The organism is Colwellia sp. BRX10-3, from assembly GCF_014077505.1.
GTDB lineage: Bacteria > Pseudomonadota > Gammaproteobacteria > Enterobacterales > Alteromonadaceae > Cognaticolwellia.
Window position 1 is genome coordinate 46471 of the sequence record NZ_JACGWA010000011.1, and the last position, 23633, is coordinate 70103.

Below are 23633 nucleotides of genomic sequence, written 5' to 3' on the forward strand. Positions count from 1 at the left end.
TATTGGCTAATTTCATATAACACACAATATTAGCAAATTATTGGTTATTTAGCGCGTGTCGCGCACGCGCGATTATCGAGATTGAAAACGCCTTAAACACCCCTTTCAATAATACCCAATGATGCCAGTATAGTGTTCTGGTAATAGGGTTGTCTGGCATTAAATTTATTAACTCACCGACCGCAAGTTCAGTTTGAATTTGCAGTTTCGGGATCAGGCAATACGCTAAACCTTGTTTGGCAAAATTAACAAAAGCTTCTGAAGATCTTACAGTATGGCAAGGATACGAACCACCTTTTAAACTAAAGGTTTGTTCAATGTATTTGATATGCATATCATCTTTTTGATCATAAGCGACGGCCGGAGCTTTTGCTAATGACTGCTCATTAATACCATCAGGGAAATAGCTTTTGATGAAACTTGGCGAAGCAACTAATAAATATTGCATATCACCTAATTTATTTAACGTACAGCCAGGCAAAGCGTGTTGATGCGTACTAAGCGCGCCAAAAACTTCCCCGTTTTTTAAATAATTAATGGTTCTATTTTCATCGGCAAGTCGAAAGTTTACCGCGACATTATATTCGTGACAAACATCTCCAATAGCAGCAATTAACCAGGTAGCTAAACTGTCAGCATTACTGGCGATATTAGCCGTAATAGTTTCGTTTTTATTATTACCTGAAATATCGGGAATAATATCTTGTTCGAGTAATTTAACCTGTTGATAATGAGCTAGTAATTTCTTGCCAATAGCGGTTGCGACTATAGGTTGTGCGCGAATTAACACCGGTTGACCTATGGTTTGCTCTAAGCTTTTAATACGCTGAGACACGGCAGATTGTGTGATCGCTAATACCGATGCGGCTTTGTCAAAATTTTGTTCATCTACCACCACGCTCAGTGCATGTAAGAGTTTGTAATCTAGCAAGGCATTTCGCTCCTAATATCATTATATTTTTACCATTTACTGTTACTACATTAGCAAAACTAATCAAATATAAAAAACATTAATTATACTTATTATTAATGTTTCGTTAAATTAGCCGCAATAACTCAGCACACGATTCTATTTTTTGGAGCGCAAATGTTTTCACCTCTGCTACAAGGTCTTTTTTTAGGCGCAAGTATGATCATTCCGCTTGGCGCGCAAAACTCGCATGTGCTAAATCATGGAATTAAAAGGAATCATCATTTTTTGGCCGCGACAATTTGCATGCTTTGTGATGTGATTCTTATTGCGTTGGGGGTGTTTGGTGGAGCAAAGCTTATTGCTTCATCACCAAACTTAGTCACGCTTATTTCTTGGGGCGGTATACTATTTTTATGTGGTTATGCGAGTTTATCTTTTAGTCAGGCTTGGCTTAATAACTACGAAAAGTGCCAAAAAACAGCTTCAGCAGCGAACAAAAAACCTTGGTTAGTTATAATTTCAACCTTAGCGGTAACCTTGCTAAACCCGCATGTTTATCTTGATACTGTGATGATACTAGGCAGTGTTGGGGGCCAATTTCAAGGTAATGAAAAAATCGCCTTTGCGCTTGGCACCATGCTTGCCTCTATGCTTTGGTTTTATAGCTTAGCTGGAGCGGCAGCAAAAATGTCACCTTGGCTTAACCAAGCTAAGATAAAAAGAGTGATTGATATCGTGGTTGGATTAATTATGTGCGCTATAGCATGGTCATTGTTTAATAACCTGTAGCAACCTAAAGCGTATCAAGAAAGCCTTTTGCGCCAATTACCCGCGTGATACAACATACAGTTTTCTTCGCTGTCTAGCTCGATTTGGTTTTTAGGTTCTTTAAGTTGGATGCCAATATCTGCAAGGCTATCAGTAATTAATGCTGCTAAGTCTTGATTATTAGCTGATTTTATATAGTTTGCTAACTTGATATTACTATCAAAAATACAAACAATTTTTAAACTTTCTGGAAATTTTTCAAAATTAACCGTGTGCGTTAACCACTCAAAGCCATCGATGTCTTCTAACGCTGATTGGCAAACTTGCGTTAACACCTTTATTATATGATTCTCAATTTTTTTATCTGATTTACGCATTCGTTATTTCTATTACCTTAAAATTTCACCATTAAAAGCAGCTTTATAATTTATCTTTAAAAAGCTTTTACATTTTGCTTACGCATTACCATTAGAAAAATTGCTTGAAAACCCTGTAACGTTTAAACCATGAGATTTACTGCCCAAATAATTGTTTTTTCCTGATTTTTTTGTCGCTAATAAATACTCGTCTGCCGCCTTTATCAAGCTATCAAAATTAAAGTTTTCAGCTTTATTATGTAAAGCATAACCTGCCGATATTGTTACTGAGAGCGTTGTCTGGTCGTATTCTAGTAACAAGTCACTAATACTACTTGTGATACGATTGGCAAGTTCGCGCATTTGTGTGTGACTTATCGACTCGCAAATCAACACAAATTCATCACCACCCCAACGCAGCAGCAGGTCATGTTCTCTAATTTGTGTGCTGATGGTATTCACAATAGCTTTTAATGCTTTATCACCACCGGCATGTCCAAAAGTATCATTAATAAATTTAAAGTCATCGCAATCAATAATTAAAGCGCCCAACGACAATTCATTATTTGTCTCACGCTCAAACCTAGATTTTACCGCGGGTAAATAGCTTTTTAAATAACTACGGCAGAATATACCGGTTAACCCATCTTTCATCGAAGATACGACTTGTGCCTTTAACATACGATGATGAACAAAAAATACAATGATAACAAAGCAAAAAGCCAGTCCGAGTAAAATAATAATAAAGATAGAAAATTGTTGTTTATTTTTATTCTCTTCTGCCATGACTTTATTAATCAGTAATGAGTTTTTTAGCTCGGTGAACTTTTGTTGGCTTTGAATATTCTCAATTCGTTTATCCATGTTGGTAATGACACTCACGGTGTTCATTTCATTAGCTGAAAGTCGAAAATCAGCGTAGGCACGTAAATATTTTAGTGAATTTTTATCATCTCCCATCTGCTGATATATATTACTCAGTAAATAATGAATCGCAGCGAGATGATTAGCATGCGCGGTTTGATTATTAAATTCTAAACTATTAATAGCATAATCGAGTGCGAGTAAAGGCTTATCAGTTGCCAAATATAATTCTGCGAGGTCTTTACTCACAATTTGCAACAAACGAACATCATGATCTGATTTAGCTTTAGTCTGTGCCAATTCGAACCATTTTTTCGCTGCTGAAAAATCGCCGATTTGTTGATGTACTTCGCCTTTTAATCGAGATAAATAGCCATTATTGTTATTATATTTCGACGGGATTTTTTCAGCAACTAAGGTTAAAGCGAGAGTTTCTTGTCGGTTAAATTGAGGTAAATTACTGCGCACACTGATTAAATATAATGTTGCTAAAAATTCACTATCATAATCTTTTGTTTCACGCGCTAGGGCTAGCGCCAGTTTCAGAGGCTCAATAGCTAATTGAAAAAGCTCTAATTGGATATAACTTAATGCTAAGCGGTTTAAAGCTACAGTTTCACCTCGTTGATTTTTCGTTTTATTGGCAAAATCAGCCATTTTTTGTACATAAATTATCGTTTCAGAGTAATCCCCACGAATCAAAAATATGCCACTGATACTCTCTAAAGAATCTATAAATAAATCGTCATTATTAACCAAAGGTAGTTTAGCAATGGCTAAATCAAGGTAATATTTACCTTCAAGCCAATTACCATCTCTGGTTTTTAGCTTAGCGATATAAGCATAAATAGGCGCTTGAAAGGCAAGGTAATTCTGTGTATTAACTTCACTTAATAAGTTATTAACAAATAGACGATTTTGTTCTGTATTTACATACTGTACTTTTTTTAATTCAGCATAATGTTCTATCGGCTCTTGGGCGAATGCTTTTGTAACTAAAAAAGCCGCCAAGATAAACCAAATAAAGGTTGTGACGTTAAGTAGAGAGTTCCTACTAGTTAAGATCATTTTATAAATTCCATTTTTACAAAAACGTTCTATTATATTGGCGATAGCTTACCTTATTTAGCACTCAAAGTATAAAGTTTGTACTGCAAGTTAAAGCTTTATATAGTCAATTAAAGGCCAGATAATGGTGTTAATAACGGTCTTCATTTATCAAGTTGCCATCATAAAAATCATTTTGACTATTGAGCTGTTAAATATTAGATTTTTAAAGTCATTTGGATAAAGCTAAAAATTAAAGAGAGCTTATTTCAACTTGAATATTATAAATACTCAGTAGTGCGGAATTTTATTTAACTCATAAGATAATTGATTAAAACATGCTATATTAATCATTAATTTAAAGCTTTATGTAGATCAATTAAATTCATCTAAAAGTAATCAATACTTTCATAAAATAGCGTATAGTAAGAAACAATTAATCGATTCTAGCTTAACTTTATATAGGCGTTAGTTAGGCTCTGGCTAGGTAATAAAGGGGCATAGGATATAAGTGAATAATACCAAACTCACCCAAGACGAAAACCTATCCATCAAGGTCAGTTACCAATTATTGCCTACTGATCACCAACGACTGGATTTATACTTTTCATTACCGGTTGAAATGGGCATTGGCCCTAAAACCTTAGCGGAAGAGCAGTATTTTCATAGCAGTATAGAAAGTCACAGTGCTTATTACTCAGATCAACTGCACTTACCATTAGTACGAAGCCGTTTTATTAGCCAAAAAAAAGGTGAGATAAGTGACTATCGATTAAACCTGAATTTGTTTTCTTATCAAATTTTAATTGCTCTTGATACTGATATAAAACAAACCATAAAACTTAGAGAAAGTGAGAATTTCTACCCACAAGCTATTGTGTTAGCAGAGCAAATATCTGGATTATTGAAAAAACTAAGAAGGTACACACCGACCGATAAAAAACTCAGTCCATTTTTTGAAAATGCTGATAATTACCTTAGTTGGCAGGTTGAACAGTCGTTTTTAAAGTTACTTTCTCGAGGACCAAAAAGTAGCGATTTCACCACTGAAAGAAACTTCTTATTTGCCCTATGCCGTAGTGAAAACGAATATAGGGAAACCAATCAATACAATTCGCAGACCACCTTAGGTGATCCTAATCGCATTACCAATAAAATGCGTTTACTCCAACGATTAATAGAATACGGCGTGGTACTTCAACAAGAAGTTAAAAGTCTGAATCGTAATTTAAAACGTATTGTTAGTGGCTCAGTTACTGCAGTAATTATGGCTTTTGTAATGATGTTAGTTCTAAATGCTCGAGCCAACTTTACTGAAGTCACCATTGCCTTAGTAGGCATGTTAGGCTTTTTTTATGGCTTAAGGGAAATATTTAAGGACGATATAACCCGGATTATTTGGCGCAGCATTCAAAGAGGCTTGCCAAAGTGGAGGAATATTTACACCAATAGTGTTGATAAAACCCGCATTGCTAGCCAAACTATTTGGCTAGAATACATTCGTAATAAAGATCTACCAAAGCAAGTTGATAAACTATTTCAAACCCGACGTCATCAAAATAAGCAAGCTGCACAATTACTACATTTTCGCAGCGATACTAAAGTAAATGCCAAGAGCTTCATGCCTGGCTATGATAAAATTCAACAACGTATCTATTTTAATTTAACGCCCTTTATTCGTTTTCTAAAAAGAGGTGAAGGACGTTTATATACACTTGATGGTAGTAAAGTCACTAAACAAGCTGTTGAACGCCGTTACCAAATAAACGTAGTTTTAATGCAAACAGATAAACAAGACCTACAACAAACACAACGTTTTAAGATCACGCTAAACCGCTCTGCCATTGTCAATATTGAAGCGATGAAAACAGATGACGATGATTGATACTACAAACTTAGATTATTCTCTCACATTGAATATCTAATAAAACTAAAACAACAAACTAAATAGCTGCGTTTTGCAGGGTTAGTTTGAAACTATCATTGAGTATCGCGACCAAAAAGTGAGATAAAATTTGACTCTACATAGTGTTAATTACCGATTTCAACTTTTGCTTTTAGCCAAGTAACTAGTTTGGGAAAATGATCATCTACCGCTTTTGGGTGAGTTAGAATATTAATGTGGTCATAATTAACTAGGTTGCCCGCCTGTTTTGAGAGTACTGAAAAATCTGCAGCGCTATTACCGCATTCATCAATAAACAGTTGTACATCTTGTTTGTGGCCTAAAGCATAATCGCTAATACCGGTAAAATGCCAAGTGGGTGGCCATACTATATTTTGCGCAGCGCCGTAGTAGTCAAAATTATCAGAATGATCTCGCCATTGACCTGGAATAACCCAAGCTATACTTTCCTTCAACGACTGTTGTGTTTCACTATCTGAGCCATAACGAAATTTTTTAGCATCAAAATAACCGTGTTTCCTTGCCAAAATTGGCGCAATATAACGCCACATAAAACCTAGCTTAAAATAGGCTTCAAAAGTTTTAACACTAACAACTCGCTTGGTACCAAAACAAGCTTTACTGAGCACTTTGTCAAGCCACTCTGGATAACGGGCCAGAAAACTCGTTATTAATACACCACCCCATGAATGGGCGATTAGATGCATTTTTTGCGGATTAAGGCTCTGTATTTTCTCTAAAAATAACGGAATATCACGCGTAATAGCTTCGTGTTGCCCAAACGATGATTTGGCATTAATTGCTGGGTGGCTTTTGCCCCGGCCACGTAAATCACCAACATAAACATCAAAACCTTGCTCAGCAAGAAAACAAGCTAAACCTTTACCCTTTTCAGTATAAAAAATAAAGCCGTTTTCAATTAGGCCATGCAACATAAAAATTGGCACACCACCATTATTTTTCCAAATATGGCGTAAGTGAAGTTGGTTTTCACCATCTTCAATATAAATTGACTCTTGCTGCATTAACACTTGTTCATCAGTTATAGGTTACTCGTTAATATGATAAATATTACAGACACTCACCAAATATAATAATGGTCAGACCAGAGTGCTAGGTTACTTATTTTAAAACTAAAGAACAAGTAGCAAAAAGTTAATTTTACCATCGAGTATAAGTTCCTATCATCTGTTTATGCTTACATATAAAACTGGCTATATTTATGGTTTGCAGCACGCTTTAAAGTTGTGATTTAACAGGTAACAGTTTGTTACTTTATCACGTAAAAAACCGACATAAAATAGCCAAGTAATTATTATGATAACAATAATTACTTGGTTTATAGCCTTGATTATTGACAGTAAAACGACAAGCAGTTTCACAGAACGAAAACGATCCAAGCCATGGATAAGGCCAGCATATTGGATCATCCTTTATAGTTTGAAGTTTATCATGATTGATTTATTATTCGATATTATAGGCATGTCTGGAACAATTCTTGTTGTGGATGCATTTCTAATGTTACAACTAGAGCAAGTAAATCTGAAAATTTTGGCTTATAACCTAACTAACCTTTGTGGCGCAGTTTTACTGTTAATTAGCTTGTGCTACAACTTTAATTTATCGAGTTTTTTGATCGAACTATTCTGGATTGCCGCCTCAATAATTGCTTTAGTTAAGTATTATACTAAGTTTCGACAAACAGTAATTAGTCAGTAGTAATTACATTTACTAATTAACAGCACCTTTGTCAGCTAAGTTTTTTCAATGGCATCGACAAAGGTTTTAGTTGATTAACTCTCCACATTTTGTTGCTTTAAACATCAGTTTAGACTTTCTATACTTTATTAGCCTGATTCGCTTGCGTTAGGTTATTTTACAAGTATCATGCCGCCCTATTTTTATGTTTTATCGTCGGAAAATCTGTTTCATGAGAAAATTACTTACCTCGCCAAATGCCATGTCGCTTAGTACTACCGAACAAACAATTTATCAAAACGCGTTGTCGTTTGTTGCCGACCTTAGCCTTAATTTAATGGCAGTAAAAGTAGAAAACCATCCTGATAATTTTCTTAACTGGTGCAGAGAATTATATCGAATTTGCTTACATGACATAAACCATGATTTATTAGAGCCTAGCCAACTAAAGCCTTTAAAAAAGTTGCAAGATACCATGTCAAATGGTGTTAGTGCATGCCAATTAAAAATGGCCCGTATTATCCCATGGCCAATATTTACGGATTTTGTTCAAGAACACGCTGCATTACAAGCCTTACCTGAGAGACTAAAATTATTAGATTATATTGCCACAATACGCAGTAATAAATTGGCTGAGATGATTGATGAAGACAGATTAGCCTTTGCAGGTAAACATAGTGCCCAGCATGACATAAGCGTGTATGACTTTGACGTAGAGTGGTTTGCCGGAACGCGCGGTGCAAAGACTTTTCATCAATTATTAAAATCTCATCCACAAGCCTTTGATCTAGCCCTTGATAACATTCCATTAGACGGTGATGTTTCATTAGCAGACTATCAAAACTTTGTTAATGCTTATCAGGCCGTATTTGCAGTTCATACTAATGAAGAAAAAGCACCATTAAGTGCAGCCACACGTTTATTGGCTATGCGCCGACCTGACCAATTTATTGCGCTCACCAGTGGTAAAATAGATACCCTTTCACAAGGCCTAGGCTTAGTAAAACTCAACAACCAAAGTTTTGATGACTATTGGCATGAAATGATTGCAAGCATTAGAAACACCCAATGGTGGCGTAGCGAAATGCCAAGTGATGAAGTTGAACTTCAACTTTGGAAAAATCGCGCAATATTAATTGATCTGTTTTTATTTGCTGATAATACTTTGGCAGAAAATTCAAATTATATTCGTATGCGTGATAAGCCTAAAAAAATTAAAATTGGTGTCGCTAAAGCAGTAAAACGTAGTAAAGCGTCAGCAGAAGCTATTGTTGACAAAGCTTTTGAAGCAGATGATATTCCTGAGTTTATCCTCAACATGCGCAGCACAATAGTCAATAGCGTTAAAGACGGTAAAACTGTTGATCAAGCCATTACCCTGATGCGTAATATTTTTGGCTAGTTATTATTTTTAAAACCAAATACTGAAATACTAATATTCTAAGCCCAATTTTATTGGGCTTAGAATATTAGAACAACACCATCACGCTTATTTTACTGTTAGGTGTTACTTATTAAGTGTTAGATTTTCACTGATACTTGATTATGGCAACCAACAAACCTTGAGCGAGTTTTGTTGGTATTAAAAGAGTTAAATAAAGGTTATATATCAAAAAAATATGCTGGCCGCACCACTACTGTTAAGTGATAAAAGTTTATCATTTGAATTAATCAATTGTTCACCTAACATGCATTAGTTTGATTGGTATAACGTCCACTTAAATCCAACGCCTAATGCATAGTTGAAGTCTTTTTTAAATAAAGGGCTATCCACATTACTTGCGCCTTTATAAAAACCTAATTTAGAGCTTACAAATATTGATATATCGTGACGAACTTTAAAACGATTAACCAGCACAAGTTCAGAACCTAAGTAACCACCTTTTGCATCATAGGCCGGTCGTTCGGTTGTACTATATTTTTCATCAACTTGATAAAAATACTGGTGTGTTTTGTTCGTAGCAAACAGCGGTGCAAAGGTAAATTTAAAAGAGTCGTTGTCACTAAATAGCTGCTTTCCTTGATAAGATATTTCAGGCTGAAATATATAACCACGATCATCTATGCGGGAAAAATCAGAGGAAAAGACCTTACGAAATTGCAAATTAAGCCAAGTTTCGCTTGCGTCTGTATTGCTCAACATAATGCTAACTTCAGGACCAACTTCAAATATAAAGTCTAGGTCTGGCATACCTTCTCTAACTTTAGCATCATCAGAATTAGCATTAAATGCAGCTCCTAGCGATAAATCAATTTTAAAGCGAGGCTTATCAACGGCCATAGCTTTAATAATACCGTCTTCTCCAACTCTTAATCGCTCACCTCGATATATTACAAAGGGTACGGGTAATACTTTACCTTGGGATTCAGCTGCAGCTGGATACAAAGGAGCATTAAAAACCGCTAAAAAAGCCCCTATTTCCCATATTGGTTTATCTGTTTTCATAATGATTTCTGTCGATTTACTGGCCATTGTTGCGTATACAGGTAATGTAATTATAAACATGGCGAACAGGCTAAAAAATTTTAAATGGAAAGTTGTACTCGTCTTTTGCATTCTTTGCTGCTCTCGTTTTTAATATTAATTATAGAGTTAAAGTTGTTAGGTACTTATGCGCAATAAATAATGATAATTAAATTTGAAGTTAATGTTTTACGACTTTTTTGGCTAGTAAATTGGTCCAATAAAGCATTAGGTTTGACTTGGATCAAGTAATAAATTAACCATTAGCTCATACTTAAATAAGTTCTGTGATAAATTAAACTCCACAGTTGCACAAACAGAGAGAATTATGCCATCAGGGAAACAGCACCAATCTACTGTCGACTGGTCTAAATACCTCAAGTCTGGAAATAGAATTTTTATTGGCTCCAATGCTGCAGTACCCAATGCATTAATTGAAGATATTATTGCCAATAGCCAAGGTTTACATGACATTGAAGTTGTGCATATCTTGACGCTTTCAGACGACATTTGGGCAGAGCCAAAGCACCGAAATTTATTTAAAGTTAACACCTTTTTTATTGGTGGCGAAAAAATTCGTAATGCAATTAATGAAGGACGCGCTGATTACACTCCTTCGTTTTTATCTGAAATCCCAAAACTATTTAATGAGAATATTTTACCTTTAGACGTGGCTTTAATCATGGTCAGTCCACCGGATGAATATGGCTATTGTTCGTTGGGCGTCAGTGTTGATATTGTCCAGGCTGCAATAAATAAAGCTAAATTTGTTATCGCTCAAATCAATCCAAAAATGCCTCGAACTAACGGCCATAGTTTTGTTCATATAAATCAAATTCATGCTTCAATGACCGAAAAACAATATTTACCAGAAACCCCAATACCTGAAGTTGACCGAGTAACAGAACAAGTAGGCCAATATGTGGCAATGCTGGTAGACAACGGCTCAACTATCCAAATTGGGATTGGCAATATCCCTTCGGCTGTATTGCGTTACTTAGCTAATCATAAAGACTTAGGTGTGCACAGTGAAATGATTTCTGATGGCATTATTGACTTAATGCTTTCAGGGGTTATTAATAACCGTAAAAAAACCTTTCATAAAGGTAAAACCGTAGTAAGTTTTTGCGTTGGAACGCGTCGATTATACAAGTTTGTTGATGGCAATCCGCATGTTGAGTTTTATCCTAGCGAGCATGTTAATTCGCCGGTAAACATCGCTCGTAATGACAAAATGGTGTCTATTAATAGTGCTATCGAAGTCGATTTAACTGGTCAAGTGGTGTCTGACTCCATCGGTTATCATTTTTATAGCGGTATTGGTGGACAAGTAGATTTTATTCGCGGTGCCTCTTTAAGTAAGGGAGGTAAGCCCATCATTGCCCTCCCATCAACAACCAAAGACGGTAAAATATCGCGTATCGTGGCACATATTACCGAAGGTGGTGGCGTAGTCACATCACGAGGTCATGTTTCTTATGTAGTCACAGAATACGGAATTGCTTCACTACAAGGAAAAAGCATTCGTGAACGGGCTTTAGAGTTAATACGTATTGCACACCCTAAATTTCGCGATCAATTACTTCAAGATGTGCGAAAACACTATTGGGTACCTGAATACCAAGAAAACACCCCTACATCAGTACCTGAACTTGGGGAAGTAGAGATAAAGCGCTTTACCTTTGCTGATTCAGAATACTTTCTTCGCGCATTATCACCCGCAGACGAACGCAAGCTACAAGAGTTTTTTTACTCTCATAACCAAGAAACATTAATGATGCGATACAACCACCATACAACACAAATGACCCGTGAAAAATCGTGTGATTTGGTGAGTGTAAATCAGCATATTGATTTAGCCTTGTGCTTAACTGAACGAGATCATTTGGGTGAGTCTATACAAGGTGTTGGCCGCTATTATTATCTTAAAGCAAATAATAGTGCTGAAGTTGCTTTTGTTATTAAAGAAAGTAAACGTGGCAAAGGTATGGCAAAAGCACTGCTCACTGAAATAATCGCCATTGCTAAAATTCGGGGTGTTGAACAATTGATAGCAAGTGTTAGACGAGACAATGCACCAATGTTGAAAGTATTTGAAAAGGCAGGTTTTTTAAGAAAGCCATCAGACGGTTATGACGAAGTGAGCTTAGCTTATACACTATAATTAAAAACACATTAAAAACATTTAAACAGCTAGGTTATCGATAAATGATAACTTATCAGTTGAAACATACAGAGGGTAAAATATGACCGTTGGCGTTATTAGTCATCACCAGTGCTTAACACATGATATGGGAGATCATCACCCCGAAGCGCCAGCGCGTATGGCCGCTATTCAGGATCAGCTTATTCGTAGCGGTCTCGACTATGTTATTCAACAGTTTGATGCAAAAGCTATTGATAAAGAGCTACTTTATTTAGCACATGACAAAAACTATATTGAATCAATTTTTGCCAATGCCCCAAGCGAAGGTACTTATAACGTTGATGACGATACCGTTATGAACCCTAATACCCTTAACGCCGCCTTACTTTCCGCAGGAGCCGCAAAAGACGCGGTAGATCTGGTGATGGCAAAAGAGATTTCATCCGCATTTTGCGCTACCAGGCCTCCCGGACATCATGCAGAATATAATAAAGGCATGGGGTTTTGTTTTTTTAACAATGTCGCTATTGCCGCCGCCTATGCTAAAGAGAAATATAAATTAAAGCGAGTCGCTATTGTTGACTTCGACGTTCATCATGGTAACGGCACAGAAAATATTATTAAAGATAAAGAAGGTTATTTGTTTTGCTCTACTTATCAATACCCATTTTATCCGTTTGAAGTGCAGGAAAGTTCTCAGCCGCCCATCATTAATACACCATTAGCGGCAACAGCAAAAAGTGGTGACTTTCGACACGCCATTATTGATCATTGGCTACCGGCATTAAACAAGTTTAAACCGCAAATAATATTCATTTCTGCAGGCTTCGACGCTCATGTAGAAGATGATATGTCACAAGTGTGTTTAGTAGATGAAGATTATCGTTGGGTTACAGAGCAACTTAAAGATGTTGCCGACAAATATGCACAAGGACGCATTGTGTCAGTGCTTGAAGGTGGATATGCACTTAATGCTTTAGGAAGAAGTGCTGTCGCGCACATTAATGGATTAATCGGCTATTAGTTAAATTCACCAAGCTTTAATAAACAAATTAAAGGTTATATGGATATAACGCTGAGTTGATTAAAACTATACCTAAAGCATATGCTTTAGGTATACAACATCTTAGCGAGTAACTACTTAATCATAATTTCTCTTAATCGATATTCGCCCGTTAAAGCTCTAACATTCGGATAAGTTTTCGTTATTTCTCGAGAGTTTTCTTGATTGGCTTTACCCCAACTTTTCATAAAGGTATTGTATTTTTCCTGGTTCGGCTCTAGGTCACTACTTTTCTCAAAAACCACCATTAATACCATATTAAAGTTACCACTTTGCGGTAATTCACTGCCGTATATTTTCCAATCTTTAATGTAACCTAACTGTTTTTGCAAGCGAACAGCTTTTACCCAGCTTTCTCGAAGTCCTTCTAAATAGACATCTTCCATATTGGGATCAATACGTACTGTTGTCATTGAAATTATTTCACTTCCAAGATCATAATCTTTATAGATCTCAAGCTCAGCTTGAGAAGAAAAGGCAAAGAGTATGCAACATAATCCAAAATATTTTACGATATGTTTCATTTTAAACTCTCCATTGTTTACCGAAAACTCGGCAACACAAGTATAGTTAGTGAGCGTTAAATAGCGAATGAAAGGTAAAGTAAGACGAGTAGGTGCAATGAAGATGGAAATTGAAAGATATCGTTATGCTTTTATAAAAGTTAAATATAAAGCATAACGAAAGTGATTCTGTGCATAACTGAGACTAAAAGCTATTTTTCTTCAAATGTACGAATGGCTGGTTTAACCATAATTTCAAGATAAAATGAAGTCACTTCTTCAGCTAAAAGTGTGTCTATTTCTTGGCTAATCGTCGCAACATGAATAACATCAGCCGTTTGCTCAGATTTACCAATTTTACAATCGAAATCCCAATAATCTGCACCTTCAGGTAGCGTTTTATTACGCTCACGTTTTAAATATTTTTTAACTTCGTGTTTCGCTGACTCAACCATTCTAGCGACTTTGATTTTAGGGTGAGTTAACTCGAATGTTTTTTTCATGGAATTCCTTGGAGCAAATAAAAGTACGCTTTATAGTAAATTTTTTTCATATAAAGCCAATGTCGCTATTTTACGTAAACATTTAGGTAATAGCCATACTTCATCTAATTGTTAGCTAAATAACCTCAAAGCTTATTAAGAGTTTATACCTTAGTTAATTCACACGACCTTCCTCAAAATATGACCATAGATAAGCGGATATACATAATTTGGGCTAGAGCTAATAAACTTTAAGCTGAATATCACTGCTATCACACCAACAAGCGGCTACTTAAATCATGCAAATTATTAGAGTAATGCATTAGTAGAGATACTCAAAAGACTTAGCCTCTGCCAAGGTGGGTAGTGCCATGTCCTAAATCGATTTATGTACTTAGCTTTATCGAGAACATAAAAAAGGCCGTTTGATAACGGCCTTTGAGTGGTTAATTAATAACTACTGGCGTGATTTAAGGGCTTTCAAAAGCGTTTGACTGCTCTACTTCAAACTTCTTTTTTTGCTTAGCTGATAATACACCTTTGCGATGCGCTAAAGCAGCTTCAAGCTTACTCGCAGCACTTGCTATTGCGGCATATAATTCTTTATCGGTAGCGTTAACTGAAACAGTTGCGCCCTCATAAGTAGTAGATACTTCTAACCTCTGTTGATGTGGCTCTACGGTAATAATAACTTCTAAAGTCATTAGGCTTGGGAAATGTTTAGCAATTTTGGCAAACTTATTTTCAACTGCTAGGTTTATACCTTCGGTAATTTCAACGTGATGTCCGGAAATGATTATTTTCATATTGCTACCTTTTTTGTTGTCTTCAATTATATACTCAGGGCGATGACAACAAAAAACAATAGCTAAAATGAACTAATTTGTAATTTTCACGCCAGATAATTGAAATTATTAATAAAAGTTAGATTAACATATATCTACTTAACGACTGATTGACGGTTTTTTAATCGAGACATTAAGCTTACAATAGCCAATACTAGACCACCTGCAATAATTCCGGTAATTCCATCAAGCAAAATCGATAAAATACTTTCTGAAAGTGTTCCAAGGTATTGGCCTACCCATTGTTCAATCTGATGAAATTGACGGTTAAGCCATGAAAAACTATGAACAATAATACCGCCGCCAACGAGAAACATAGCGATAGTGCCAACTATAGTTAAAAGCTTCATTAAAAATGGAGCAAAAATTAACAAGCCTCGACCAATAGATCTTTGCAGCGCATTAAAACGCCCAGATACTGATTTTCGTAGCAAATAGAGTCCTAAGTCATCTAACTTAACAATGCCGGCTACAAGCCCATAAACACCAACGGTAATCGCTATAGCCAATGCTGAAACAACCATCACTTGCGTTTGAAACGGTACATCTTGAACTGAGCCTAATACAATTACTACAATTTCGGCAGAAAGGATAAAGTCAGTGCGAATAGCACCTTTTATTTTTTCTTTTTCGAAGGCCGCAACATCGATATTTCCATCGCTAACCACTTCAACCAAGGCTTGATGTTCAGCTGTTAACTCTTTTTTACTGTGAAAATATTTATGGAAAACTTTTTCAAACCCTTCAAAACAGAGAAACAAACCACCCAGAACTAATAAAATGGTGATCAGCGGCGGTAAAAATGCACTGATGAGTAAACTAGAAGGTACTAAGATTAATTTATTGAGAAATGAGCCTTTGGCAACAGCCCAAACAACAGGTAACTCTCTATCCGCTTTAACACCCGATACTTGTTCAGCATTAAGTGCTAAATCATCTCCGAGAACACCTGCCGTTTTTTTCACAGCTACTTTCGATAAAATGGCTACGTCATCTAGCACTGTTGCAATATCATCTAATAAAGTTAATAGACTCGCACCTGCCACTTTAAATTCCTTTCATAAATATCGTTATACGATTAGTTAACCTGTTATTTTTTTAACAGTGATTTTAAACCTGCAAATGGATTATAAGTTGCGGTATCTTGATTGGTATCTCCTGCTTTAACTTCCGTGTGATAATTTGCATGGTCAGTATATTTCGCATGTTCATTATCGTGGCAGTAAATACAAAGTAACTCCCAATTACTACCGTCATTAGGATTATTTGTATGGTCATGGTCGATATGATGAACGGTTAATTCCCTAATATTGGAATATTCAAACGCTCGAGCACAACGACCACAAACCCATGGATATAGCTTTAATGCACGATCGCGGTAACCTTGCTCTTGGCGTTTATAATTAAGGCTGGAGCCTAACCTATCTGAGGACATAATATGAACTTTTTCAGTAACTAATGCTGTTATTGTATGAGTAAGGCAACACAACTGCAATACGGTAATTACAATCATTCTAAATGGGCTGTATAACCCAAATATACTTAGCTAACGCCGCTTTAAATATCTACATTTAGTTATATAGTTCTGGTCAGCTCTATTTACTTATAAACAATAACTTGCCATGATATTTGACTAATTAAGCATAAGGCACTGACATGAAAACAGTCGAAGAACAATTATCAAATTACAAAAGTGTGCACTTTAATAAACTTAATATAAAAACCCACTTTGTAGGAGTACCACTCATTGTTTGGGCAATTACAGTATTGTTAAGCTTAAATACTTTCTCTATTGAACTTGCCAGTAAAACAATAAGTTATACACCAGCAATAATTTTTTTCACCCTAGCAATGCTTTACTATTTAAAATTACATTTAAAGCTAGCCTTGGGTATGCTGCTATATGTTGCTGTAAACATTTATCTTGCTAGCTTAGTGTCGAGTATGGAAAACGCTTTATGGTTAGCTATAGCCGTGTTTTTCGTCGGTTGGATTATTCAATTTATTGGCCATATCTATGAAAAAGCTAAACCAGCTTTCTTGGATGATATTATGGGTTTAGCTATTGGCCCTTTATTTTTAATGGCTGAATTTTACTTTGCACTAGGATTAGAGAAAAAGCTTGAAAAAGACATAACCCCTATGGCAATAGAAAAACGCCGTTTAATCGAGCGTGCAAATAAATAATAGCGTTTTTTGTAAAACCAGTACAAATTATTGCACTCGAAAAAAGTTAGAAAAAGTTATGTTTTAGCCCAATTTGGGGGGGGATTTATAATATTCCGAATTAAAACCAATAATTTAGCTGTAATTAGTCTTGCGAATGTTATTCGTAAAAAATAGCAGAAATGATTATTGTCCATGATGGACGTTCACTTTCAATAACGGCAAGCTTGGGTGTGGCTTATTTTAATGAGCAAATGAATGAATTAGAAGATTTAATCAAACATGCTGATATTGCTTAGTATAAAGTCAAAAACAGTGGCCGTAATATTGTCTGTGAGATGCAAGAAATTCATGCTGTTAAAGAAAAACAAGAAGGAAGCAATATACAATCAATACGTTAATTCGTTAATAAATTAACTTATTGTTTTTTTTAACTAAATATAAGCTCTCATTAAAACCCTTATATACAATTTGAGTTTATACCTTTAAAGCTAACAACTTATCAAACAATCAGCATTTAGTTATTTATGCCAAATACCTGGCTCAACTTTACCTTGAAACTCAATATCTGTTTCTTTAAATTCCATATCAGAATTGCTGACGTTTTTGAGCCTACGTTTGGCATTATAATCTTTAGTTAATGCCACAATAGTCGGCGTAAGTTGAACAATTGCGATAACGTTCACTAAAGTCATTAGCCCTAAAGCTACATCGGCCATACTCCATACTTGTTTTAAACTAGCACTTGAGCCCCAAAATACCATTGCCAAATACATAGACGTGTAGATAGTTCGACCGACTTTATTGTCGAGCTTAAAAAAGTGTAAGTTACTTTCTGCATAAGCATAATTTGCTACTACCGACGTAAAAGCAAATAAACTAATCGCCGCAGAAACAAAGTAAACCCCGTTTTCACCTAAATGATGAGTAATGGCACTTTGCGTTAAACGAATGCCTTCCATTTCACCACTAATATTTATATCAGCCAGTAAAATAATAAACGCAGTGCAAGTACACAACACCATAGTGTCTAAAAATACGCCTAACATCTGCACATAGCCCTGTGTAACAGGATGATTAGGCACAGGTCTCGCACTCGCTGCAGCATGTGGCACACTACCCGCACCCGCTTCGTTTGAATATAAGCCGCGTTGAATACCATTTTTAATTGCAGCACCCAACATACCAGCGCCAGCTTCTTGTAAGCCAAATGCTGAAGTAATAATATCGTATAACATCGCTGGCACAGCGCTAATGTTCATTAAGGTAATGCTTACCGCCACCAAAATAAAAGCAATGCCCATAAAGGGCACAATCAGCTCGGCAAATCGGGCAATACGCTTTAACCCACCAAGTACAATCGCGCCAGCAAGTATGGTGATCACCAGTCCAGAATATAGACTAGGAATATCAAACGCATGATTTAAAGAATCAGCAATGGTATTGGCTTGCATAGCACTAAAACTAAAGCCATAACCTAAGAATAAACACAATGAAAATAATATGGCTAACCAACGTTGGTTTAGGCCTTTTTGAATATAATAAGCTGGCCCACCACGATATTCTTTGTGGTCGTCGCTAACTTTATAGAGTTGCCCTAAAACACTTTCAGCAAAGCCAGTAGCCATACCTAGCAACGCAATAACCCACATCCAAAATATCGCGCCACTGCCACCGAGTGAAATGGCAACAGCAACCCCAGCTAAATTACCGGTACCTACCCGCGCAGACAAGCCAATAAAAAGTGCCTGTAGCGAACTAATACCTGAACTGTCAGTAGAACTTTCATCGTTCTTGCTACTATTTTTTATCACAGAAAACATGTGACGAAAGTTGAGAATTTGAACAAACTTTAGTTTATAAGAAAACCAAAAACCCGCAAATAACAATACATAAATGAGAACCTGTCCTTCACCCCATAAAACATTGTTAATGCTCGAAACAATTTGTTCGAAATTCATTATTACAGATCCTCATTACCCATGATGTTACATGCGGTTATAATAAAGCAATCAATTGATTTATTGATAATAATTTAAGCAATAATTCTACCTTAGCAAATTTTAAAGTTAATTATTAGCGCGATCAAAAATTAACGTTAATAACAACTAGATTCTATCGCCTTACCTGATTGGTTAACTTCAATGGTTGAATGTTTAATGCCATACTTACTTGCTAACATAGTTTTAATCTCAGCTAAATCTATGGAAACGTTGTTTGTTACAGACTCTACCTTACATTCTAAAAACAATTTATGTTCATCGAGTTGCCAAACATGAATATCTATAGCGGCACTCACACCTTTAATTAATTCAATATCCGCCTTAAGCTCACTGATTTCACATGCTTCTGGCACTGCTTGCATCAATATTTTAATACTTTCAAGCGCTAGTAATCCACCGTGATAAAGCACATAGATTGAAATTAATATCGTCGCAATTACATCTACAACATACCACTGATAAAATATAATCAAAACGCCTGCAATAATCACTGCGACAGACGCCAAAGCATCAGAAACATTATGAATAAACGCAGCGCGCAAGTTCATGCTACTTTTTGCACCTGACATATAGGTTAATATTGCAGTGGCGATATCAATAACCAAAGCAATTGTGGCGATATAAATCACTATCCAGCCATCGATTTCAGTTGGATTAAAATATTTACTGATCGCTTCATAAATAAGATAAAAACCAACAATAATAAGCGTAATGCTATTGATCAGCGTGCCTATGATTTCGGCTCTTTGATAACCAAATGTCATCTTTTCATCCGCTTGCTTAGCCGAAATTTTACGAGCGAAAATAGCAATTAAAATCGCGCCGGCATCACTTAAGTTATGCAAGGCGTCGGCGATCAAAGATAAACTACCCGATAGCACACCACCAATAATTTGAACAACGGTGAGTAAAATATTAATCAATACGGCAACAGTCAATTTCCCGTTTCCTGAGTGACCATGAGAGTGACTATGAGAATGGTTATGTGAGTGGTTATTTAAGTGATTACGAGATGTAGAATGATTACCAGACATATTTACCTCTTGGTAGTACTAATAATAAAAACAGCATGAATAAGTCGACCTTGACCTTATTCATGCACTATAAAAACGCTAGCTTTCATTCGCTAAATTAACGTTTCAATTCCACTATTTTAGCCTTCGAAAACCAACTAAAAAGCACCGGTAATACAAATAATGTTAGCAAAGTTGCCGTTACTAGCCCACCAACAATAACGCTCGCTAAAGGCCTTTGTATTTCGGCTCCTACACCATTAGACATTAACATAGGAATTAAACCTAACGCAGAAGTTATCGCCGTCATCAGTACGGGTCGTAAACGTGAAGTTGCGCCTTCAAATACAGCTTTTGAAACCACTGAGCCACCTTGAATTCTTTGGTTGATACTTTCCACCATCACCACACCATTTAATACCGCCACACCAAACAATGTAATAAAACCTACAGAGCTTGGTACTGATAAATATTGCCCTGAAAGGTATAATGAAAACACACCACCTATAATAGCTAATGGCACATTCACCAAAATTAGCATGGCTTGCCCTATTGAGCCAAAAGCAAAATATAGCAATAATGCAATTAAACCTAATGACACAGGTAAAACTATAGCGAGTCTAGCCTGCGCGCGCTGCTGATTTTCAAATTGACCACCAATAGCGACTGAATAGCCTGCAGGTAAATCAACATTGGCGGCAATAACCGCACGAATATCAGCTACAACACTGCCCATGTCTCGGTCTTGCACATTGGCTTGAATAACCACTCGGCGTTGCACATCATCTCTACGCACTTGTGGTGGCCCAGATTCAAGCGAAATATCGGCAATGTCGCCTAAACGCACCCAAGCACCCGTAGGCGATTGCAGACGAATCTCCGCAATGGCATCACGGCTATTGCGACTCTTCTCCTGTAAGCGCACATAAATATCATAACGTTCGTTGCCATTAATAACTTGGCCAGCAGTAATACCGCCGATACCATTTTGTACCAATGACATTACGTCGCCAACAGAAAAGCCAAAACGAGACAATTGTTCTCTATCTGGCTTAATCACTAATTGCGCTTCACCAACAATTTGTTCCATGGCAACATCGCGAGCACCCTCTACCGATTTAATTGCGCTTTCAATCTCTTGCCCTTTTAATGCGAGAATAGTTAAATCAGGTCCAAAAAGTTTAATCGCTAATTGCGCTTTTACCCCCGACAATAATTCATCTACACGGGTAGCAATAGGTTGTGAGAAATTAAGCAACAAGCCTGGGAATTGCTCTAACTCTATTGCCATTAAGCGCTGAAGTTCGTAACGGTCGCTCGCACTAGTCCACTCACTAACCGGTTTCAAACCAATATAAATCTCGATGTTGTTTACAGGTTCAGGATCACCGCCAATTTCAGCTCTTCCCATACGGCTAAGGGCATAGTCAACCTCAGGAAAAGCCATTAACTTTTCTTCTAATATGGGAGCTACTTGCAATGCAGTAGCTAAGCTTGAAGACGGGGCCAATGTAGCGCGCAGGTTAATCGTCCCCTCTTCTAATTCGGGCACAAACTCTGTGCCTATTTGCGGCACTATAGCCATGGCACTAAACAGCAATATCAATGAGATACCAATAACCACTTTGGTCTGATGCATCGCGATAGCTAAACTTTTGCGATACCAGCGTTCAAGTGGGCGTAAAATAATACTTTCACGCTCTTTAACACCTTTTTTAAACATATATGTCGCCATAGCAGGCACAACAATCAAAGCGACAAAAATAGCCGAAATTACCGCTAAAATAATACTTATCGCCATAGGTTGAAACAATTTAGCTTCAACACCCTCAAAGCTAAATAGCGGCATAAATACCACTAAAATAATTGACGCCGCAAAAAATATTGGCCGAGCAACCTCTTTACCTGCTTGCTTTAATCTTAATGGTATTCCGCTACCGTCATCGTGCACCACATCATGCGGGTCAGGGTCAGCAGCTTTACGCTCACTCAGCGCGCTATTATTCGATTCTTTATCACTTACTTTTGGAGCAGTAATTAAGCCCGCACTTTCATTGCGAGCAATCGCGCTACTTAAATGTGCTTCATCAGGTCGATTAAGATGCCTAAACATGTTTTCAACCATCACTACTGAGCCATCAACCAACATGCCAATAGCCACGGCTATTCCACCAAGAGACATTAGATTTGCCGATAAACCCAAGTACGACATGATCATTAGCGTTATCGCTATTGAAATAGGAATGGATATTAATACTAGAAAGGTTGCACGCAAGTTCATTAAAAACAAAGCTAGTACAATGGCGATAAAAATAAACGCAAGAATAAGTGACTCAACGACAGTATTAACCGCTTTCACTATTAAGTCAGACTGATCGTAAAAAGCTTCAAAACGCACACCTTTTGGCAGTGCTTGTTCAATTAAAGGTAAGCGCGCATTAATACCATCAATGGTCGACTTTGTATTTGCGCCCATACGCTTAAGTACGATGCCAGAAACCACTTCACCAAGGCTTTCAATATCACCATTTTTGCTACGTCTAGTCATAGTGGCCGCACCTTGGCGAATTTCACTGCCAAGTTCAACGGTGGCGACATCCGCAACCGTAATTACCGTACCATCAACCGTTTTAACCGGAACTTGTTGAATATCAGTCAAGCCCGCTGCCCCCCCACTAAACCAACCAGTTCCGCGCACTACTAATTGCTCTTGCCCCCGATTCATGTACCAACCACCGACATTGCTATTGTTATTTTCTAGCGCGCTAACAATATCGCTTTGGCTAAGCTCATAAGAGAGTAATTTACTGGGTTCAATATTCACTTGGTATTGACGAACATTACCGCCGAACGATAATACGTCGGTCACGCCATCGACCGGCATCAGCAATAACTTAACAATCCAATCGTTAAGGCTTCGTAACGCCATCGCGTCATATCCGGCATCTTCATCAGCAATCAGTAAGTATTGAAATACTTGTCCTAATCCTGAGGTATTTGGCCCCATTTCCGGAGTACCCACACCTTGTGGTATTAATTCTTTCGCCGCTTGTAAACGTTCAAATACTAATTGACGGGCAAAGTAAATATCAGTGCCTTCCTTAAAAACCACCGTAACACCCGATAAACCGGTTTTTGAAATTGAGCGCACTTGCTCAACATCCGGCATGGCATACATTACCGCTTCAATAGGGTAAGTAATAAGTTGCTCTACTTCTTCTGCCGCTAAGCCTGGTGCCTCTGTATTTATTGCAACTTGGACGTTAGTCACATCAGGGAAAGCATCTAAATTTAATTTTGGAATTATAAACACTGAGCCAACCAGTGTTGCCATTAACATCAACATCACCAATAGGCGATTATTGACAGAAAAATCTATCATTTTATTAAACATAA

Annotated in this window: 20 protein-coding genes; 7 read left to right on the forward strand and 13 right to left on the reverse strand. The window is 36.9% G+C overall.

From position 1 onward, the window contains the following. Positions 1-37: 37 nt before the first annotated feature. The gene (locus H4J38_RS14105) at positions 38-931 is read right to left on the reverse strand and encodes a LysR family transcriptional regulator ArgP (RefSeq protein ID WP_182132611.1); all 894 of its coding nucleotides are present in this window, start codon (positions 929-931) and stop codon (positions 38-40) included. A 156-nt stretch (positions 932-1087) separates the two neighbouring features. On the opposite strand from H4J38_RS14105, the gene H4J38_RS14110 reads away from it, so the two are divergent. Further along, entirely contained in the window at positions 1088-1702 is a 615-nt protein-coding gene (locus H4J38_RS14110; RefSeq protein WP_182132613.1) for a LysE/ArgO family amino acid transporter, read from the forward strand. A 14-nt stretch (positions 1703-1716) separates the two neighbouring features. Here H4J38_RS14110 and H4J38_RS14115 read toward each other — a convergent pair whose 3' ends face one another. Both H4J38_RS14115 and H4J38_RS14120 read right to left on the reverse strand, forming a co-directional pair. Then, positions 1717-2058, reverse strand: coding sequence for a Fis family transcriptional regulator (locus H4J38_RS14115; RefSeq protein ID WP_182132615.1), 342 nt, complete (start codon positions 2056-2058; stop codon positions 1717-1719). Positions 2059-2136: 78 nt separating this feature from the next. Continuing rightward, positions 2137-3969 carry a GGDEF domain-containing protein gene (locus H4J38_RS14120; protein WP_182132617.1) on the reverse strand — a complete coding sequence of 611 codons (1833 nt, stop codon included), beginning with the start codon at positions 3967-3969 and terminating at the stop codon, positions 2137-2139. 490 nt (positions 3970-4459) lie between these two features. Here H4J38_RS14120 and H4J38_RS14125 point away from each other — a divergent pair, with 490 nt between their 5' ends. Beyond that, complete coding sequence (locus H4J38_RS14125; protein ID WP_182132619.1) at positions 4460-5833, forward strand: hypothetical protein; 1374 nt, start codon at positions 4460-4462, stop codon at positions 5831-5833. 146 nt (positions 5834-5979) lie between these two features. Here the strand turns inward: H4J38_RS14125 and H4J38_RS14130 are convergent, their stop codons facing one another. Then, complete coding sequence (locus H4J38_RS14130; protein ID WP_182132621.1) at positions 5980-6879, reverse strand: alpha/beta fold hydrolase; 900 nt, start codon at positions 6877-6879, stop codon at positions 5980-5982. 427 nt (positions 6880-7306) lie between these two features. Between H4J38_RS14130 and H4J38_RS17265 the strand changes: the two genes are divergently transcribed. Further along, entirely contained in the window at positions 7307-7573 is a 267-nt protein-coding gene (locus tag H4J38_RS17265) for a hypothetical protein (RefSeq protein ID WP_259365525.1), read from the forward strand. 211 nt (positions 7574-7784) lie between these two features. Further along, positions 7785-8954, forward strand: coding sequence for a hypothetical protein (locus H4J38_RS14135; RefSeq protein ID WP_182132623.1), 1170 nt, complete (start codon positions 7785-7787; stop codon positions 8952-8954). Between the two features lie 291 nt (positions 8955-9245). On the opposite strand, the gene H4J38_RS14140 is transcribed toward H4J38_RS14135, so the two are convergent. Then, positions 9246-9998, reverse strand: coding sequence for a MipA/OmpV family protein (locus H4J38_RS14140; RefSeq protein ID WP_182132625.1), 753 nt, complete (start codon positions 9996-9998; stop codon positions 9246-9248). A gap of 346 nt (positions 9999-10344) precedes the next feature. On the opposite strand from H4J38_RS14140, the gene H4J38_RS14145 reads away from it, so the two are divergent. Together H4J38_RS14145 and H4J38_RS14150 are read left to right on the forward strand one after the other, a co-directional pair. Beyond that, positions 10345-12180, forward strand: a complete 1836-nt coding sequence (locus H4J38_RS14145; protein ID WP_182132626.1) for a GNAT family N-acetyltransferase — start codon at positions 10345-10347, stop codon at positions 12178-12180. A gap of 82 nt (positions 12181-12262) precedes the next feature. Further along, the gene (locus tag H4J38_RS14150) at positions 12263-13186 is read left to right on the forward strand and encodes a histone deacetylase family protein (protein ID WP_182132628.1); all 924 of its coding nucleotides are present in this window, start codon (positions 12263-12265) and stop codon (positions 13184-13186) included. Positions 13187-13299: 113 nt separating this feature from the next. Here the strand turns inward: H4J38_RS14150 and H4J38_RS14155 are convergent, their stop codons facing one another. The 5 genes from H4J38_RS14155 to H4J38_RS14175 all read right to left on the reverse strand — a co-directional run bounded on the left by H4J38_RS14155 (position 13300) and on the right by H4J38_RS14175 (position 16490). Continuing rightward, on the reverse strand, positions 13300-13749 hold the full coding sequence (locus H4J38_RS14155; RefSeq protein WP_182132630.1) for a hypothetical protein: 450 nt from the start codon (positions 13747-13749) through the stop codon (positions 13300-13302). A gap of 191 nt (positions 13750-13940) precedes the next feature. After that, positions 13941-14231 (reverse strand): DUF6172 family protein, encoded by a 291-nt coding sequence (locus H4J38_RS14160; protein ID WP_182132632.1) that lies wholly within the window; start codon positions 14229-14231, stop codon positions 13941-13943. 449 nt (positions 14232-14680) lie between these two features. After that, positions 14681-15016 carry a ribosome hibernation-promoting factor, HPF/YfiA family gene (hpf, locus tag H4J38_RS14165; protein WP_182132634.1) on the reverse strand — a complete coding sequence of 112 codons (336 nt, stop codon included), beginning with the start codon at positions 15014-15016 and terminating at the stop codon, positions 14681-14683. Between the two features lie 134 nt (positions 15017-15150). Continuing rightward, positions 15151-16101, reverse strand: coding sequence for a DUF808 domain-containing protein (locus tag H4J38_RS14170; protein WP_182132636.1), 951 nt, complete (start codon positions 16099-16101; stop codon positions 15151-15153). A gap of 44 nt (positions 16102-16145) precedes the next feature. Further along, complete coding sequence (locus tag H4J38_RS14175; RefSeq protein ID WP_182132638.1) at positions 16146-16490, reverse strand: YajD family HNH nuclease; 345 nt, start codon at positions 16488-16490, stop codon at positions 16146-16148. Positions 16491-16711: 221 nt separating this feature from the next. Here H4J38_RS14175 and H4J38_RS14180 point away from each other — a divergent pair, with 221 nt between their 5' ends. Continuing rightward, a complete protein-coding gene (locus H4J38_RS14180; RefSeq protein ID WP_182132640.1) occupies positions 16712-17242 on the forward strand; it encodes a DUF962 domain-containing protein in 531 nt (176 codons plus the stop codon). A 500-nt stretch (positions 17243-17742) separates the two neighbouring features. On the opposite strand, the gene H4J38_RS14185 is transcribed toward H4J38_RS14180, so the two are convergent. From H4J38_RS14185 to H4J38_RS14195, 3 genes are all read right to left on the reverse strand, one after another. Beyond that, positions 17743-19182, reverse strand: a complete 1440-nt coding sequence (locus H4J38_RS14185; RefSeq protein ID WP_182132642.1) for a sodium:alanine symporter family protein — start codon at positions 19180-19182, stop codon at positions 17743-17745. 137 nt (positions 19183-19319) lie between these two features. After that, a complete protein-coding gene (locus tag H4J38_RS14190; RefSeq protein ID WP_182132644.1) occupies positions 19320-20258 on the reverse strand; it encodes a cation diffusion facilitator family transporter in 939 nt (312 codons plus the stop codon). Between the two features lie 97 nt (positions 20259-20355). Then, on the reverse strand, positions 20356-23631 hold the full coding sequence (locus tag H4J38_RS14195; RefSeq protein WP_182132646.1) for an efflux RND transporter permease subunit: 3276 nt from the start codon (positions 23629-23631) through the stop codon (positions 20356-20358). Between the last annotated feature and the right edge of the window lie 2 nt (positions 23632-23633).